This window comes from Bacillus sp. FSL M8-0063 (assembly GCF_038005545.1).
Taxonomy (GTDB): Bacteria; Bacillota; Bacilli; order Bacillales; family Bacillaceae_G; genus Bacillus_A; species Bacillus_A wiedmannii.
This window is the reverse complement of record NZ_JBBOTJ010000002.1, coordinates 176,755-192,500: the sequence shown is the minus strand read 5'-3', so window position 1 is coordinate 192,500 and position 15,746 is coordinate 176,755. Positions and strand designations below refer to the sequence as shown.

Here is a 15,746-nt window from a genome sequence, read left to right as displayed (position 1 = left end):
TGACTCTGCGCCGAAAATGTACCGGGGCTAAATACACCACCGAAGCTGCGAATTGATACCAATGGTATCAGTGGTAGGGGAGCGTTCTAAGTGCAGTGAAGTCAGACCGGAAGGACTGGTGGAGCGCTTAGAAGTGAGAATGCCGGTATGAGTAGCGAAAGACGGGTGAGAATCCCGTCCACCGAATGCCTAAGGTTTCCTGAGGAAGGCTCGTCCGCTCAGGGTTAGTCAGGACCTAAGCCGAGGCCGACAGGCGTAGGCGATGGACAACAGGTTGATATTCCTGTACCACCTCTTTATCGTTTGAGCAATGGAGGGACGCAGAAGGATAGAAGAAGCGTGCGATTGGTTGTGCACGTCCAAGCAGTTAGGCTGATAAGTAGGCAAATCCGCTTATCGTGAAGGCTGAGCTGTGATGGGGAAGCTCCTTATGGAGCGAAGTCTTTGATTCCCCGCTGCCAAGAAAAGCTTCTAGCGAGATAAAAGGTGCCTGTACCGCAAACCGACACAGGTAGGCGAGGAGAGAATCCTAAGGTGTGCGAGAGAACTCTGGTTAAGGAACTCGGCAAAATGACCCCGTAACTTCGGGAGAAGGGGTGCTTTCTTAACGGAAAGCCGCAGTGAATAGGCCCAAGCGACTGTTTAGCAAAAACACAGGTCTCTGCGAAGCCGTAAGGCGAAGTATAGGGGCTGACACCTGCCCGGTGCTGGAAGGTTAAGGAGAGGGGTTAGCGTAAGCGAAGCTCTGAACTGAAGCCCCAGTAAACGGCGGCCGTAACTATAACGGTCCTAAGGTAGCGAAATTCCTTGTCGGGTAAGTTCCGACCCGCACGAAAGGTGTAACGATTTGGGCACTGTCTCAACCAGAGACTCGGTGAAATTATAGTACCTGTGAAGATGCAGGTTACCCGCGACAGGACGGAAAGACCCCGTGGAGCTTTACTGTAGCCTGATATTGAATTTTGGTACATTTTGTACAGGATAGGCGGGAGCCATTGAAACCGGAGCGCTAGCTTCGGTGGAGGCGCTGGTGGGATACCGCCCTGAATGTATTGAAATTCTAACCTACGGGTCTTATCGACCCGGGAGACAGTGTCAGGTGGGCAGTTTGACTGGGGCGGTCGCCTCCTAAAGTGTAACGGAGGCGCCCAAAGGTTCCCTCAGAATGGTTGGAAATCATTCGTAGAGTGCAAAGGCATAAGGGAGCTTGACTGCGAGACCTACAAGTCGAGCAGGGACGAAAGTCGGGCTTAGTGATCCGGTGGTTCCGCATGGAAGGGCCATCGCTCAACGGATAAAAGCTACCCCGGGGATAACAGGCTTATCTCCCCCAAGAGTCCACATCGACGGGGAGGTTTGGCACCTCGATGTCGGCTCATCGCATCCTGGGGCTGTAGTCGGTCCCAAGGGTTGGGCTGTTCGCCCATTAAAGCGGTACGCGAGCTGGGTTCAGAACGTCGTGAGACAGTTCGGTCCCTATCCGTCGTGGGCGTAGGAAATTTGAGAGGAGCTGTCCTTAGTACGAGAGGACCGGGATGGACGCACCGCTGGTGTACCAGTTGTTCTGCCAAGGGCATAGCTGGGTAGCTATGTGCGGAAGGGATAAGTGCTGAAAGCATCTAAGCATGAAGCCCCCCTCAAGATGAGATTTCCCATAGCGTAAGCTAGTAAGATCCCTGAAAGATGATCAGGTTGATAGGTTCGAGGTGGAAGCATGGTGACATGTGGAGCTGACGAATACTAATAGATCGAGGACTTAACCATATAATATGTAGCAAATGTTATCTAGTTTTGAAGGAATATGCCTTCATAGTTTGGTGATGATGGCAGAGAGGTCACACCCGTTCCCATACCGAACACGGAAGTTAAGCTCTCTAGCGCCGATGGTAGTTGGGACCTTGTCCCTGTGAGAGTAGGACGTCGCCAAGCAATTAAAAACACAAGTCTTTTGACTTGTGTTTTTTTCTGTTTTCAAACAGTACGAAAAAAGAAGTAATGGTAATACAAACACGTTGCCCAAGGGTTAATCATATTATATAAGAGATGGATGTATATTTTTCTGAAAATTGTTAAGGAATAGAAGTATAAAATATGTCCATTTGAATAGGGAGGGAAGGTTATGAAAGTACAAAATGAAGTTTGTATTGTTTGTGAGACAGAAAGAAAAGAAGGGATATATGTTTATAATAATTTAATATGTTATGAATGTGAAAAGGATATGGTGAATACGGAGACAAATGATCCGAAGTATATATATTATTTAAAGCAGCTTCGGAAATTAGAAGTATCATATTTTTAAATAGGCATATGCCTATTATTTTTTTTGTTCTGTATAATAGAGGGAGAATGAAATAATAAGGAAGAGATATAGATGAATCAAAATCGCATACCTTTATATGAGGCATTAACAGAGTTTAAAGAAAGAGGGCCGTTATCCTTTCATGTTCCAGGTCATAAAAATGGTTTAAACTTCCCTCAGGAAGCTGTAGGGGAGTTTAAAGATATACTATCTATCGATGTAACTGAGTTGTCAGGATTAGATGATTTACATAGTCCGTTTGAATGTATAGATGAGGCACAACAGTTATTAGCTGATGTATATGGAGTGAAAAAAAGTTATTTTTTAATTAATGGTTCAACAGTAGGGAATCTAGCAATGATTTTGTCTTGTTGTGGGGAACATGATATTGTTCTTGTACAAAGAAATTGTCATAAATCAATTATTAATGGTTTAAAATTAGCGGGCGCAAATCCAATTTTTTTAGATCCATGGATTGATGAAGCTTATAATGTACCAGTGGGAATTCATGATGAAATTATTAAGGAAGCAATTGAAAAATATCCAAATGCTAAAGCACTCATTTTAACGCATCCTAATTATTATGGAATGGGGATGGATCTAGAGGCAAGCATCGCTTATGCACATGCACATAAAATCTCCGTTTTAGTAGATGAAGCACATGGAGCCCATTTTTGTTTAGGAGGGGCATTTCCAAAGTCAGCATTAGCATATGGTGCAGATATTGTAGTTCATTCTGCACATAAAACATTACCCGCGATGACAATGGGATCCTATTTACATATAAATAGTCGCTTAGTGAAAGAAGAAAAAGTTTCTACCTATTTAAGTATGCTACAATCTAGTAGTCCATCGTATCCAATTATGACTTCTCTTGATATTGCACGTTTTACAATAGCACGTATAAAAGAAAAGGGACATGATGAAATTGTCGAGTTTTTACGGGGATTTAAAGACGAATTGTGTTCTATTCCACAAATAGCTATTTTACAGTATCCATTACAAGATGAGTTAAAGGTTACTGTACAGACACGTTGTCAGTTATCAGGATACGAATTACAGTCTGTATTTGAAAAGGTCGGTATATATACAGAAATGGCGGATCCATATAATGTCCTATTTATTTTGCCCTTGCAAGTAAATAAGGAATATATGAAGGCTATAGAGATGATCCGAGGGGCATTGCAATATTATGAGGTGAAAGACAAGAAGGAATCTATTCGTTATACTTATAAAGGAGAATTTTCTCCTTTACCGTATACATATAAACAACTGGAAGGATATGAAACAAAAGTAGTATCTGTAGAAGAAGCAGTTGGGATGATAGCGGCAGAAATGGTAATTCCGTACCCACCTGGAATTCCATTAATTATGTATGGGGAAAGAATTACTTCAGAACATAAAGAGCAAATTATGTATTTAGAGCAATCAGGCGCTCGTTTTCAAGGTAGCACGAAATATATGAAAGTGTATGATATAGAAAGTAGGTTTTAGAATGAAGGGATTATTTGTAACAATTGAAGGTCCAGAAGGTTCGGGTAAAACAACGTTAATTAAAAGTTTATTGCCGTACTTTGAACAAAAAGAACAAAAGGTAATGGCGACGAGAGAACCAGGTGGTATTGCAATTTCAGAGGATATTAGAACAATTTTACATAAACAAGAATATACGATGATGGAAGCACGTACAGAGGCGCTTCTGTATGCTGCTGCACGTAGACAACATTTGGTGGAAAAGGTTATGCCGGCACTTAACGAGGACTACCTTGTATTATGTGATCGTTTTATAGACAGCTCTTTAGCGTATCAAGGATATGCAAGAGGGTTAGGTATGGATAAAGTATTTGAAATAAATCGTTTCGCAACAGAGGACTGTATGCCTAGTTTAACGATTTACCTAGACATTGAACCAGAGATTGGTTTAGCTCGCATTGAAAAAGATGCAGGACGTGAAGTGAATCGATTAGATATGGAAGATATCTCTTTCCATAAACGTGTCCGTGAAGGGTATTTACAAGTTGTAGAACGTTTCTCAGATCGTATTGTATTGGTAAATGCTGATCAACCAATGGAAAAACTTATAGAAGAAGTTGTTCAGATTATAGAAGATAAATTGTTATAATAGAAGGAAAGAATGAAATAAGTGAGGTATGTATTATGACGAAGACGTGGGAGCAGCTTTCTGCTATACAACCCATCGGTGTAAAAATGTTGATGAATAGCATTGCAAAAGAGCGTATATCCCACGCTTACTTGTTAGAGGGAGGGAAAGGGACTGGAAAGTTTGCAACGGCAATTCAAATGGCAAAGAGTTTCCTATGTTCTGGGCGGAATGGGGTAGAGCCTTGTCATGTATGTACAAATTGTAAGCGAATTGATTCAGGTAACCACCCTAACTTACATATTGTAAAACCAGACGGATTATCTATTAAGAAGCAGCAAATTCATGATTTACAAGAAGAGTTTTCAAAAACAGGATTAGAAGCAAATAAAAAAGTATATATTATTGAGCACGCAGATCGTATGACAGCAAATGCAGCGAATACACTTTTAAAATTTTTAGAAGAACCAAGTAGTGATACAACAGCTATTTTACTTACTGAACAAAGTCATCAAATTTTAAATACGATTTTATCTCGCTGTCAAGTTGTTACATTTAGACCGTTACCTACGGAATCTTTAATTAGAAGATTACAGGATGAAGGTATTACGGCATCTTTATCGACACTTGCTGCGCAACTCACGAATAGTTTTGATGAAGCTTTAGCTTTATGTAGTGATGAATGGTTTGCACAAGCACGAGCTTTAGTGATAAAATTATGTGAAGCGCTCGAAAAGGATAAAGCCTCTATTTTTTTTGTACAAGAAAAATGGGGAAAACACTTTGGAGAGAAAGAACAATTACAGCAAGGTTTAGATATGTTGCTCCTTATTTATAAGGATTTATTATATGTTCAACTTGGAGAAGAAGATCGTCTTGTTTTTCATGAGCAGAAAGAGTTGTTTGAATCTTTCTCCTATGCTCAGAAGCGCATTGTATCAGCTCTCTTTAATATATTAGAGGCAAAAAATAGAATCAACGCTAATGTAAATGCGCAGCTTGTGTTCGAACAGTTAGTGTTGCGGTTGCAGGAGGGATGACCGTTTTGTATGATGTAGTAGGTGTTCGCTTTAAGAAGGCCGGAAAGGTGTATTACTTCGATCCGAATCAGTTCGATATCTCTGAAAATGAGTTTGTAATTGTAGAAACAGTAAGAGGTATTGAGTACGGAAAAGTAGTTATTACCAAAAAGCAAGTTGATGAAAACGACGTTGTATTACCGCTAAAAAAGGTTATTCGTATTGCAAATGAAAATGATCGTACCATTGTTGAAGAGAACAAACATGCTGCGAAAGAAGCATATCAAGTTTGTCAGCAAAAGGTAGTAGAGCATAATCTTGATATGAAACTTGTAGATGTAGAGTATACGTTCGATCGCAATAAGATTATTTTCTACTTTACTGCGGATGGTCGGATTGATTTCCGCGAACTAGTGAAGGACTTAGCGGCAATTTTTAGGACAAGAATTGAACTAAGACAAATTGGTGTTCGTGATGAAGCGAAGATGCTTGGTGGTATTGGTCCGTGTGGTCGTATGCTTTGTTGTTCTACTTTTTTAGGAGATTTTGAACCTGTATCCATTAAGATGGCAAAGGATCAAAATTTATCATTAAATCCTGCAAAAATCTCTGGTTTATGTGGTCGCTTAATGTGTTGCTTAAAATATGAGAATGATGAATATGAGGCAGCAAAGGAACAACTTCCTGATTTAGATCAACGTATACAAACCCCGCATGGTACTGGCCGTGTTATCGGATTAAATATTTTAGAAAGATTAATTCAAGTGGAACTAGTAGACAAGGAACGGATAGTAGAATATACGTTAGATGAGTTAGTGAATAAAGGGGTCGTTTCGAGTCAAACCACAGATTAATGAGGTGGGTGCTTGTGGAGAAAAAAGATATTTTTGCATCGGTTTCTAGTATGGAAGAGCAAATTGGACATTTATACAAACAGTTGGGAGAATTAAAACAACATCTTGCAGAGTTGTTGGAAGAGAACCAACATATAAAAATGGAAAATGAAAATTTGCGACACCGCTTTGAAGAAGTGCAGATTAAAGAAAAACAAAAAACTCAAAAACGTAAAGAAGTGAAGCCGAAGACAACTGATATTGGCGAAGGCTACGATAATTTAGCAAGGCTATATCAAGAAGGTTTTCATATTTGTAATCTGCATTATGGAAGTGTACGTAAAGAGGGAGATTGTTTATTCTGCCTGTCATTTTTAAATAAAAAGTGAAATTACCTTTCCAATGATAATTGGAAAGGTAATTTTTTATACATGAGAGTAGAATGAAATATGTTTTTTATTAGTAGAAGATGAAATAGGGTAGGTTAAGTGTAAGAAAAGGAGTAACATATGAATTTATATGAAGATGAACGTTTAGATTACTTATTAGCGCAAGATATGAAGATTGTACAAAGCCCATCAGTATTCAATTTCTCGTTAGATGCTGTTTTACTTGCAGACTTTGCTTGGGTACCGATTCAAAAAGGTAATGTACTTGATTTGTGTACAGGTAACGCAGTTGTCCCCCTTTTATTAAGTACAAGAACAAAGGGAAACATTACAGGTGTAGAAATTCAAGAACGTTTATATGATATGGGAATCAGAAGCGTTCAATACAATAAGTTAGAAGAAAGAATTCACTTAATACATGGGGATTTGAAAGATATGCCGGAGAAACTTGGACGTCATCAATATGATGTAGTCACATGTAATCCCCCTTATTTTCAAACACCTGCAACTTCTGAGAAAAATATGAATGAACATTTAGCGATAGCTCGTCATGAAATTATGTGTACATTAGAGGATGTTGTATCTGCAAGTAGTCAATTAGTAAAGCAAGGTGGGAAAGTAGCATTTGTACATCGTCCAGGTCGTTTACTAGATATTGTTACATTAATGCGTAAATACAAAATTGAACCAAAGCGTGTACGATTTGTTTATCCTAAGGCAGGGAAAGAAGCGAATACATTGTTAATTGAAGGAATTAAGGATGGAAACGCAGATTTGAAAATATTGCCCCCTCTTTTTGTATATGAAGAAAATAATGAATATACAAAGGAGATTCGTTCAATTTTATATGGAGAAGAATAAGCATTGTTTTTATGTAGTAGAGTGCTCTGACGGAAGTTATTATGCTGGATATACAAATCATATAGAGAAGCGGATTCAGACCCATAATAGTGGAAAAGGGGCTAGGTATACGCGTGCTAGACTTCCTGTTGTTTTAAAATACATAGAATTTCATGAAGATAAGCGTACAGCTATGCAAGCAGAGTATTATTTTAAGCAGTTAAATAGAAAACAAAAAGAAGAATATATGCAAAAAGGAGAACGCTATGTGGCAACAAAAAAGCTTTCAACAAAATGAAAAGGGAGTTTTATATTTAGTACCAACTCCTATTGGAAATTTAGAAGATATGACATTTCGTGCAATCCGAATTTTAAAAGAAGCTGATTTAATTGCTGCTGAAGATACGAGACAAACGAAAAAACTTTGTAATTATTTCGAAATTGAAACCCCTGTTATGAGTTACCATGAGCACAATAAGGAAGTAAGTGGGAAGAAAATATTAGGGAAGTTAGACGAAGGAAAGACTGTAGCACTTGTTAGTGATGCTGGTATGCCGTGTATTTCCGATCCAGGTTACGATATTGTTGTAGAGGCTGTAGCAGAACAGTATCATGTTATCCCGCTTCCTGGGGCAAATGCAGCCCTTACAGCATTAATTGCATCAGGTCTTGAAACAAAACAATTTTATTTCTATGGATTTTTACAAAGAAATAAAAAAGAAAGAAAAATGGAGTTAGAGAAGCTTCGTTATGTACAAACTACAATGATGTTTTATGAAGCGCCCCATCGTTTAGATGATACTTTAATCTCGATGCAAGAAGTGTTGGGAAATAGAGAAATTGTATTATGTCGAGAGTTAACGAAAAAATTCGAGGAATTTATTCGTGGAACAGTTGAGGAAGCAATTGAGTGGACGAAACAAAATGAAGTTCGTGGCGAGTTTTGTATTTTAGTAGCTGGTTCAACGGAAGAACCTGCCCCAGAAGAACAATGGTGGGAATCTATTTCGATATATGATCATATTGAACATTATATAAACGAAAAAGGTATGAATTCAAAAGAGGCAATAAAAACAGTCGCTAAAGATCGAGATTTGTCGAAACGCGATGTATATCAAATCTATCATGTCGATAAAAAATAAGCTTCTCATAATTGAGAAGCTTATTTTGCTGTTTCGATATAATCTTGAAGTTCGTTTAAGACTTGCTCAGCGCCTTCTTTGCTTAAGATAATTTTACCTTCAGCTAAAGATAGGTTACCATCAGATACTTCACCAGTTACTTGGCAAGTCATGTTTGGCTTATATTTTTTTAAGATGATTTTCTCGTCATCAACGTAGATTTCAAGAGCATCCTTTTCTGCAATACCTAAAGTACGGCGTAATTCGATTGGAATTACTACACGACCTAATTCATCAACTTTACGAACGATACCAGTAGATTTCATAATTCTTTTCCTCCTAAAGAAATAGTTTATAAGTTTCGAGTCTATTTTCTAGATTCGTCATTTTTCGACAAAATACCCTATGGACATATGATACCAATCATTTACATTTCCGTCAATTCTTTAATTCTATATTTTTTAAAAAGATTTATAGATTTCTTACTTCTTATATATAATAGAATGAGAGTAATTTCTACTATTATTTCACTTTATTTTCAGAAAAATTTATAGATTGTAAGTAAGGACTGTATATTTTCTTGAAATATGAGCAATAGATGATAAAGATATTAAGTATTAACTCGTTTTTATCCCGCATTAACAAGCAGTAAGATTCTAAATTTAAAATTTGGCTGGAGCAAAGAAGTTAAGTTGGAGTCGGATTGGTGCGGGTTAATAATCCGCGGGAGTGAACAAAACCCCCACAGATTAAAGTTTCACTTTATATATAAGTTTTTGATATACTATTTATAAATACATATGAGGTTATCCGGGAGGTCCAAAACAATGACAAAGGAAAACAAATCCTTTTATATTACTACCCCAATTTATTATCCAAGTGGAAAATTACACATTGGACATGCTTATACAACAGTAGCAGGAGATGCGATGGCACGATATAAGCGTATGCAAGGATATAATGTTCATTATTTAACAGGAACTGATGAGCATGGACAGAAGATCCAAAAGAAAGCAGAAGAATTAAATGTTACACCACAAGCATATGTGGATAACATTGTTGCAGGAATCAAAGAGCTTTGGGAGAAGATGGATATCTCTTATGATGATTTTATTCGTACAACTGAAGATCGTCATAAAGATGTTGTTGAAAAAATCTTCAAGCAACTAGTAGATCAAGGTGATATTTATCTTGATGAATATGAAGGTTGGTATTCTGTACAAGATGAAACATTCTATACAGAACATCAATTAGTAGATCCAATTATGGAAGGTGAAAAAGTAGTTGGAGGAAAAAGCCCAGATAGTGGTCATGATGTAGAACTTGTTCGTGAAGAATCGTATTTCTTTAGAATGGGTAAATATGTCGACAGACTATTAAAATTCTATGAAGATAATCCACATTTCATTCAGCCAGAGTCTCGTAAGAATGAGATGATTAATAACTTCATTAAACCGGGCTTAGAAGATTTAGCTGTTTCTCGTACTTCATTTGACTGGGGAGTTCGTGTTCCAGGTAACCCGAAACACGTTATTTACGTATGGGTTGACGCATTATCTAACTACATTACAGCATTAGGTTATGGAACAGAAAATGAAGAGATGTATAAGAAATTCTGGCCAGCTGATGTGCATTTAGTTGGAAAAGAAATCGTTCGTTTCCATACAATTTATTGGCCAATCATTTTAATGGCATTAGATTTACCTCTTCCGAAAAAAATCTTTGCTCATGGTTGGATTTTAATGAAGGATGGAAAGATGAGTAAGTCAAAAGGAAACGTAGTAGATCCAGTTACTTTAATCGATCGTTACGGATTAGATGCATTACGTTATTACTTACTTCGTGAAGTTCCATTCGGATCTGATGGTGTATTCACACCAGAAGGATTTGTGGAGCGCATTAATTTCGATTTAGCAAATGACTTAGGTAACTTATTAAATCGTACAGTAGCTATGATTGATAAGTACTTTAACGGAGAAATCCCTGCATTTAAAGCAGATGTAACGGAATTCGATGAAACGTTAGTAACGTTTGCAAAAGATACATTGAAAAAAGTAGAAGAGGCAATGGAGAATATGGAATTCTCTGTAGCGCTAAGCTCAATTTGGCAATTGGTTAGCCGTGCAAATAAATATATTGATGAAACACAACCGTGGGTATTAGCGAAAGATGAGAATGATCGTGAAAAATTAGCTTCTGTAATGGCTCACTTAGCAGAAGTACTTCGTCAAACAGGTATTATGCTTATGCCGTTCTTAACGGTAGCACCAAGTAAGATGTTTGCTCAACTTGGACTTACTGAAGAGGCACATAAATCTTGGGGAAGCCTATCTACAATTGGCTGTATTCCAGCTGGAACAAAAGTAGAAAAAGGAAACCCGATTTTCCCTCGTTTAGAAATGGAAGTAGAAGTAGGCTACATTAAAGAACAAATGAAAAGCTCTGCTCCTAAAGTAGAAGAGAAAAAAGAAGAAGAACCGAAAGCAGAAGAAATTACAATTGATGATTTCTTTAAAGTAGAATTACGCGTAGCTGAAGTACTATCAGCTGAACCTGTGAAAAAAGCAGATAAGTTGTTAAAAATTCAGCTGGATTTAGGTACAGAAAAGCGTCAAGTTGTTTCAGGAATTGCAAAATTCTATTCGCCGGAAGACCTAAAAGGTAAAAAGGTTATTTGTGTAACAAACTTAAAACCTGTAAAATTACGCGGTGAATTATCACAAGGTATGATTTTAGCGGGTGAAGAGAATGGCGTGTTGTCATTAGCATCAATCGACCAAAATCTACCAAACGGTACGAAAATCAAGTAATTAAGACAAGAAAAGAGATGTTTCACGTGTAACATGTGTGAAGCGTCTTTTTTCTTTTTACATTCTCTACTTTTGCATTAAAATTATAGTATTGTTATCGTTAAGTTATTAAAGAGCTTATTTTTTAGAATAAACTTGATTTCAATATAAAAGGAGCTATGTATTATGTTGTTTGATACACATTCACATTTGAATGCAGAGCAATTTGAAGAAGATTTGCAAGAGGTTATTGCACGAATGAAAGAAGCTGGAGTTACCTATACAGTTGTTGTTGGTTTTGATGAAGTAACGATAAAAAAGGCGATTGAATTAGCTGAAACTTATGATTTTATTTACGCTGCGGTTGGATGGCATCCAGTTGATGCAATCGACATGACAGAAGAACATCTAGCTTGGTTAGAAGAACTTGCTTCTCATCCTAAAGTCGTTGCACTTGGAGAGATGGGATTAGATTATCATTGGGATAAGTCTCCAAAAGAAATACAGAAGGAAGTATTCCGTAAACAAATTGCATTAGCCAAAAAGGTGAAATTGCCGATTATTATACACAACCGCGATGCAACTCAAGATATTGTTGATATTCTAGAAGAAGAGAATGCAGCTGAAGTGGGAGGTATTATGCATTGTTTTAGTGGCAGCGTAGAAGTAGCAGAGCGATGTGTTGATATGAACTTTTTAATTTCGTTAGGCGGACCAGTTACATTTAAAAATGCTAAGAAACCGAAAGAAGTTGCTATGGAGATTCCATTAGAGAAATTGTTAATAGAGACGGATTGTCCATATTTAACACCACATCCATTTCGAGGAAAACGAAATGAACCAAGTTATGTAAAACTCGTAGCAGAAGAAATTGCGAATTTAAATGGAATTTCTTATGAGGAAGTAGCAGAAATAACAACAAAAAATGCAAAAGCTTTATTTGGTGTTGAATAAAAAGGAGTGGGAGAACCCATTCTTTTTTATTTTTGTGAAAAAATAAGGGCGAATGAGGAAGTGTTACAATAAGAAGAGAGAACAAAGTTTTGGACATTCTATTTTTTAAAATGTAAGAATGGGGAAAATAATAATGGAAAAGTCGTCATTTTTTTGTTTTACTAAGTAGAGACGAAACGAGTGTGGAGGCAAGCATGAAAATTAAAGAGATTATCGTTGTAGAAGGTAAAGATGATACAGTTGCGATTAAGCGTGCTGTTGATGCGGATACAATTGAAACGAACGGTTCAGCAATCGGTGATCATGTTATTGAGCAAGTTAAATTAGCGCTGCAAAAACGGGGCGTTATTATTTTCACAGATCCGGATTATCCTGGAGAGCGTATTCGAAAAATTATTTCTGATAAGGTGCCTGGATGTAAACATGCCTTTTTACCGAAGGAAGAAGCACTTGCCAAAAGGAAAAAGGGTGTCGGGATTGAACATGCTTCTAATGAATCAATTCGCCGTGCTTTAGAGAATATACATGAAGAAATGGAAGCTTACACAAGTGAAATTAGTTGGAGCGATTTAGTCGATGCAGGCTTAGTGGGCGGAGAAATGGCAAAGAGTCGCAGAGAAAGAATGGGTAAGCTATTAAAGATTGGTTATACAAACGCAAAACAGTTACATAAACGTTTACAAATGTTTCAAGTTTCAAAAGAATCGTTTGCAGAAGCTTATAAGCAAGTCATACAGGAGGAAAGAAAATGAAGGATATCGCAACGCCAAATCGTACGAAAGACATTGTTGAAAAGTATGGATTTTCATTCAAAAAAAGTTTAGGACAAAATTTTTTAATTGATACGAACGTATTAAATCGTATTGTCGATCACGCTGAAATTGGTTCAGAAAGTGGTGCAATTGAAATTGGACCAGGTATCGGTGCGTTAACAGAACAATTAGCGAAGCGTGCTAAAAAAGTAGTGGCTTTTGAAATTGATCAGAGATTATTACCGATTTTAGATGAGACGTTAGCTCCATATAACAACGTTACAGTTATAAATAAAGACGTACTAAAGGCAGATGTACATGAGGTGTTTAGTGAGCAATTTGAGGAAGGGCAAGATGTAATGGTAGTAGCGAACTTACCGTACTATATTACAACGCCAATTTTATTTAAATTGCTGGAAGAGAAATTACCGGTTCGTGGATTTGTTGTTATGATGCAAAAAGAAGTTGGAGATCGTTTAGCTGCTAAACCTGGAACGAAAGAGTATGGTTCTTTATCCATTGCTATTCAGTATTATACAGAGGTAGAAACAGTTATGACTGTACCACGTACAGTGTTTGTGCCACAACCAAATGTTGATTCTGCGATTATTCGTCTCCTAAAGCGCCCGAAACCAGTTGTAGAAGTAACAGATGAGACATTCTTCTTTGAAGTAGTACGAGCAAGTTTTGCACAGCGTCGTAAAACTTTAATGAATAATTTATCAAATAATTTAAACGGTTTCCCGAAAGATAAAGAGTTGTTGGATCGAATTTTAACAGAAGTAGGAATTGATCCAAAACGAAGAGGCGAAACGCTATCTATCGAGGAGTTTGCAACATTAAGTAATGCATTAGTTCTTCATAAATTGTCATAAGAATAGAAAAGGGACAGTTCAACTTGAACTGTCCCTTTTGTCACCTTTCCGCTCCTACATTCATACTTTAAAAACAGGTAAGATGGCCTAACGAGTTTGGAGGTAGGAGAATGGCTTTACATGTTGGAGAATTAGTGGAACGATATTCTCATAATAGGGATATCCTTTTTCGTATTATAGAAATAAAAGGCGAGATAGCTATATTATTTGGAGAGGAAATTAGACTGGTGGCAGATGCACCACTTGAAGATTTAATTAGTATAGATCAACGAGAGCATAAAAAAAGAGCGAAGCGTGAGAAAGAAACGATGGAGCGTACGTATCGTTTGTTTCAACAAGATTATGTATTAATGAAACAAAGGCATGAACACACTTCAACGGGTGGATATACAAGTGAGGTGAATTATTTTCAAATGCCAGGACGTGTATTGCATATAGATGGGGACCCGTTATATTTGCGCAAGTGCTTAGACTTATATAATAAAATTGGTGTTCCTGTACAAGGTATTCATTGTAAAGAAACAGAGATGCATGAAAAGGTAGTAGATTTAATAGATCATTTTCGTCCGGACATTTTAGTTATTACGGGGCACGATGCATATACAAAATCAAAAGGGGTAAAGGGAGATTTAGCAGCATATAGACATTCAAGGCATTTTGTACAGGCTGTTCGAGAAGTGAGAAAAAAATATCCATCATTGGATCAACTCGTTATTTTTGCCGGGGCATGCCAATCACACTTTGAAGCATTAATTCGAGCGGGTGCTAATTTTGCTAGTTCACCATCTAGAATTAATATTCACGCACTAGATCCTGTATATGTGGTTGGTAAAATTAGTTTTACGTCGTTTATGGAAAGAGTAAATGTATGGGATGTTGTACGTAATACGATTACCGGCGAAAAGGGACTTGGCGGGATTGAGACGAAGGGGATTTTACGAACTGGATTACCCTTTCAACATTATGAAGAATAAGCAAGGTACATATGTATCTTGCTTTTTTGTATGGAAAGGATTTAAATCAGCTTGGATAAAAAGAGACAAGAACGCGCAGACTACATAATGATACTTTTACAATATAGTATTTCTTCTATCTATTTGAACGCATGATGCTTTTATAACGATATTGTCTGTGAGTTGCGGTTAATAATTGGGATAGATATATCGTGTTTTAAGTGTTCAATCTAAATTACAGCGAGGTGTAACGAAGTATATGTCAAAACGTTTAGATGAAATTAAAAGCGAATTAGATCACCATCTTGGACAGAGACTGATGTTAAAGGCAAATAGTGGGAGAAGAAAAACAGTAGAACAATCAGGTGTACTTGCAGAAACGTACCGTTCTGTTTTTGTTGTACAATTGGATCAGCAAGAAGATGCGTTGCAACGTGTATCATATAGCTATGCGGATGTTTTAACAGAGACAGTAGAGTTAACATTTTATGGTGAACCTCATAATGAAGTAATTTTATAATTCATGTATCGTTACATATATTCCCACAAATGAAAAGCTATATTATTTTGCATACTAATTATACCGTAGCAAAATAAGGAGGGACTCTGCATTGAGTAGACGAAGAGGTGTCATGTCAAATCAATTTAAAGAAGAGCTTGCAAAAGAGCTAGGCTTTTATGATGTTGTTCAGAAAGAAGGCTGGGGCGGAATTCGTGCGAAAGATGCTGGTAACATGGTGAAACGTGCTATAGAAATTGCAGAACAGCAATTAATGAAACAAAACCAGTAGTTGTAAGATACTTTCTATGCTACGGTAGCC

At 37.2% G+C, this 15,746-nt stretch carries 17 protein-coding genes and 2 rRNA genes (1 of these 19 running past the window's edge); 18 read left to right on the top strand and 1 reads right to left on the bottom strand.

Annotation, left to right across the window (positions count from 1 at the left end):
- From MKX31_RS23545 to rsmI, 11 genes are all read left to right on the top strand, one after another.
- Window positions 1-1,764 (top strand): 23S ribosomal RNA (locus tag MKX31_RS23545); it begins 1,158 nt to the left of the window's first position.
- A gap of 49 nt (window positions 1,765-1,813) precedes the next feature.
- A 5S ribosomal RNA gene (gene rrf, locus MKX31_RS23540) occupies window positions 1,814-1,929 on the top strand.
- Between the two features lie 190 nt (window positions 1,930-2,119).
- A complete protein-coding gene (locus tag MKX31_RS23535; RefSeq protein WP_064475144.1) occupies window positions 2,120-2,299 on the top strand; it encodes a sigma factor G inhibitor Gin in 180 nt (59 codons plus the stop codon).
- A gap of 72 nt (window positions 2,300-2,371) precedes the next feature.
- Window positions 2,372-3,793, top strand: coding sequence for an aminotransferase class I/II-fold pyridoxal phosphate-dependent enzyme (locus MKX31_RS23530; protein ID WP_340981599.1), 1,422 nt, complete (start codon window positions 2,372-2,374; stop codon window positions 3,791-3,793).
- A 1-nt stretch (window position 3,794) separates the two neighbouring features.
- Complete coding sequence (gene tmk / locus MKX31_RS23525) at window positions 3,795-4,421, top strand: dTMP kinase (protein WP_000677225.1); 627 nt, start codon at window positions 3,795-3,797, stop codon at window positions 4,419-4,421.
- Between the two features lie 35 nt (window positions 4,422-4,456).
- Complete coding sequence (gene holB / locus MKX31_RS23520) at window positions 4,457-5,440, top strand: DNA polymerase III subunit delta' (RefSeq protein WP_064475146.1); 984 nt, start codon at window positions 4,457-4,459, stop codon at window positions 5,438-5,440.
- 5 nt (window positions 5,441-5,445) lie between these two features.
- The gene (locus MKX31_RS23515; protein ID WP_000272429.1) at window positions 5,446-6,273 is read left to right on the top strand and encodes a PSP1 domain-containing protein; all 828 of its coding nucleotides are present in this window, start codon (window positions 5,446-5,448) and stop codon (window positions 6,271-6,273) included.
- A gap of 14 nt (window positions 6,274-6,287) precedes the next feature.
- Complete coding sequence (gene yabA / locus MKX31_RS23510; protein ID WP_000412057.1) at window positions 6,288-6,641, top strand: DNA replication initiation control protein YabA; 354 nt, start codon at window positions 6,288-6,290, stop codon at window positions 6,639-6,641.
- Window positions 6,642-6,761: 120 nt separating this feature from the next.
- On the top strand, window positions 6,762-7,502 hold the full coding sequence (locus MKX31_RS23505) for a tRNA1(Val) (adenine(37)-N6)-methyltransferase (RefSeq protein ID WP_060486369.1): 741 nt from the start codon (window positions 6,762-6,764) through the stop codon (window positions 7,500-7,502).
- A complete protein-coding gene (locus MKX31_RS23500; protein WP_000414343.1) occupies window positions 7,489-7,779 on the top strand; it encodes a GIY-YIG nuclease family protein in 291 nt (96 codons plus the stop codon). The genes MKX31_RS23505 and MKX31_RS23500 overlap by 14 nt, the downstream gene beginning before the upstream one ends.
- On the top strand, window positions 7,748-8,623 hold the full coding sequence (gene rsmI / locus MKX31_RS23495) for a 16S rRNA (cytidine(1402)-2'-O)-methyltransferase (RefSeq protein WP_064475148.1): 876 nt from the start codon (window positions 7,748-7,750) through the stop codon (window positions 8,621-8,623). The genes MKX31_RS23500 and rsmI overlap by 32 nt, the downstream gene beginning before the upstream one ends.
- Before the next feature lie 20 nt (window positions 8,624-8,643).
- On the opposite strand, the gene MKX31_RS23490 is transcribed toward rsmI, so the two are convergent.
- On the bottom strand, window positions 8,644-8,928 hold the full coding sequence (locus MKX31_RS23490; RefSeq protein ID WP_000843037.1) for an AbrB/MazE/SpoVT family DNA-binding domain-containing protein: 285 nt from the start codon (window positions 8,926-8,928) through the stop codon (window positions 8,644-8,646).
- Window positions 8,929-9,429: 501 nt separating this feature from the next.
- On the opposite strand from MKX31_RS23490, the gene metG reads away from it, so the two are divergent.
- The 7 genes from metG (at window position 9,430) to sspF (ending at window position 15,716) form a co-directional block, all read left to right on the top strand.
- The gene (gene metG, locus MKX31_RS23485; protein WP_088047078.1) at window positions 9,430-11,412 is read left to right on the top strand and encodes a methionine--tRNA ligase; all 1,983 of its coding nucleotides are present in this window, start codon (window positions 9,430-9,432) and stop codon (window positions 11,410-11,412) included.
- 165 nt (window positions 11,413-11,577) lie between these two features.
- On the top strand, window positions 11,578-12,345 hold the full coding sequence (locus MKX31_RS23480; protein WP_340981598.1) for a TatD family hydrolase: 768 nt from the start codon (window positions 11,578-11,580) through the stop codon (window positions 12,343-12,345).
- Window positions 12,346-12,539: 194 nt separating this feature from the next.
- Window positions 12,540-13,097, top strand: coding sequence for a ribonuclease M5 (gene rnmV / locus MKX31_RS23475; protein ID WP_000692830.1), 558 nt, complete (start codon window positions 12,540-12,542; stop codon window positions 13,095-13,097).
- Window positions 13,094-13,972 (top strand): 16S rRNA (adenine(1518)-N(6)/adenine(1519)-N(6))-dimethyltransferase RsmA, encoded by an 879-nt coding sequence (gene rsmA / locus MKX31_RS23470; RefSeq protein WP_064475151.1) that lies wholly within the window; start codon window positions 13,094-13,096, stop codon window positions 13,970-13,972. The genes rnmV and rsmA overlap by 4 nt, the downstream gene beginning before the upstream one ends.
- 110 nt (window positions 13,973-14,082) lie before the next feature.
- Window positions 14,083-14,946, top strand: a complete 864-nt coding sequence (gene yabG, locus MKX31_RS23465) for a sporulation peptidase YabG (protein ID WP_064475152.1) — start codon at window positions 14,083-14,085, stop codon at window positions 14,944-14,946.
- A gap of 238 nt (window positions 14,947-15,184) precedes the next feature.
- Window positions 15,185-15,445, top strand: coding sequence for a biofilm formation stimulator Veg (veg, locus tag MKX31_RS23460; RefSeq protein WP_000044349.1), 261 nt, complete (start codon window positions 15,185-15,187; stop codon window positions 15,443-15,445).
- Between the two features lie 91 nt (window positions 15,446-15,536).
- Window positions 15,537-15,716: an acid-soluble spore protein SspF gene (sspF, locus tag MKX31_RS23455; RefSeq protein WP_001985066.1), complete on the top strand. Its 180-nt coding sequence runs from the start codon at window positions 15,537-15,539 to the stop codon at window positions 15,714-15,716.
- The last annotated feature ends 30 nt before the right edge of the window (window positions 15,717-15,746 follow it).

Excerpts from the sequence above, each read along its gene's own strand:
- MKX31_RS23505 (WP_060486369.1), top strand. The coding sequence starts at position 6,762 with ATGAATTTATATGAAGATGAACGTTTAGATTACTTATTAGCGCAAGAT.
- rsmA (WP_064475151.1), top strand. The coding sequence starts at position 13,094 with ATGAAGGATATCGCAACGCCAAATCGTACGAAAGACATTGTTGAAAAG.
- rsmI (WP_064475148.1), top strand. The coding sequence starts at position 7,748 with ATGTGGCAACAAAAAAGCTTTCAACAAAATGAAAAGGGAGTTTTATAT.
- metG (WP_088047078.1), top strand. The coding sequence starts at position 9,430 with ATGACAAAGGAAAACAAATCCTTTTATATTACTACCCCAATTTATTAT.
- MKX31_RS23535 (WP_064475144.1), top strand. The coding sequence starts at position 2,120 with ATGAAAGTACAAAATGAAGTTTGTATTGTTTGTGAGACAGAAAGAAAA.
- veg (WP_000044349.1), top strand. The coding sequence starts at position 15,185 with ATGTCAAAACGTTTAGATGAAATTAAAAGCGAATTAGATCACCATCTT.
- MKX31_RS23530 (WP_340981599.1), top strand. The coding sequence starts at position 2,372 with ATGAATCAAAATCGCATACCTTTATATGAGGCATTAACAGAGTTTAAA.
- tmk (WP_000677225.1), top strand. The coding sequence starts at position 3,795 with ATGAAGGGATTATTTGTAACAATTGAAGGTCCAGAAGGTTCGGGTAAA.
- yabG (WP_064475152.1), top strand. The coding sequence starts at position 14,083 with ATGGCTTTACATGTTGGAGAATTAGTGGAACGATATTCTCATAATAGG.
- MKX31_RS23490 (WP_000843037.1), bottom strand. The coding sequence starts at position 8,928 with ATGAAATCTACTGGTATCGTTCGTAAAGTTGATGAATTAGGTCGTGTA.
- MKX31_RS23500 (WP_000414343.1), top strand. The coding sequence starts at position 7,489 with ATGGAGAAGAATAAGCATTGTTTTTATGTAGTAGAGTGCTCTGACGGA.
- MKX31_RS23480 (WP_340981598.1), top strand. The coding sequence starts at position 11,578 with ATGTTGTTTGATACACATTCACATTTGAATGCAGAGCAATTTGAAGAA.
- holB (WP_064475146.1), top strand. The coding sequence starts at position 4,457 with ATGACGAAGACGTGGGAGCAGCTTTCTGCTATACAACCCATCGGTGTA.
- rnmV (WP_000692830.1), top strand. The coding sequence starts at position 12,540 with ATGAAAATTAAAGAGATTATCGTTGTAGAAGGTAAAGATGATACAGTT.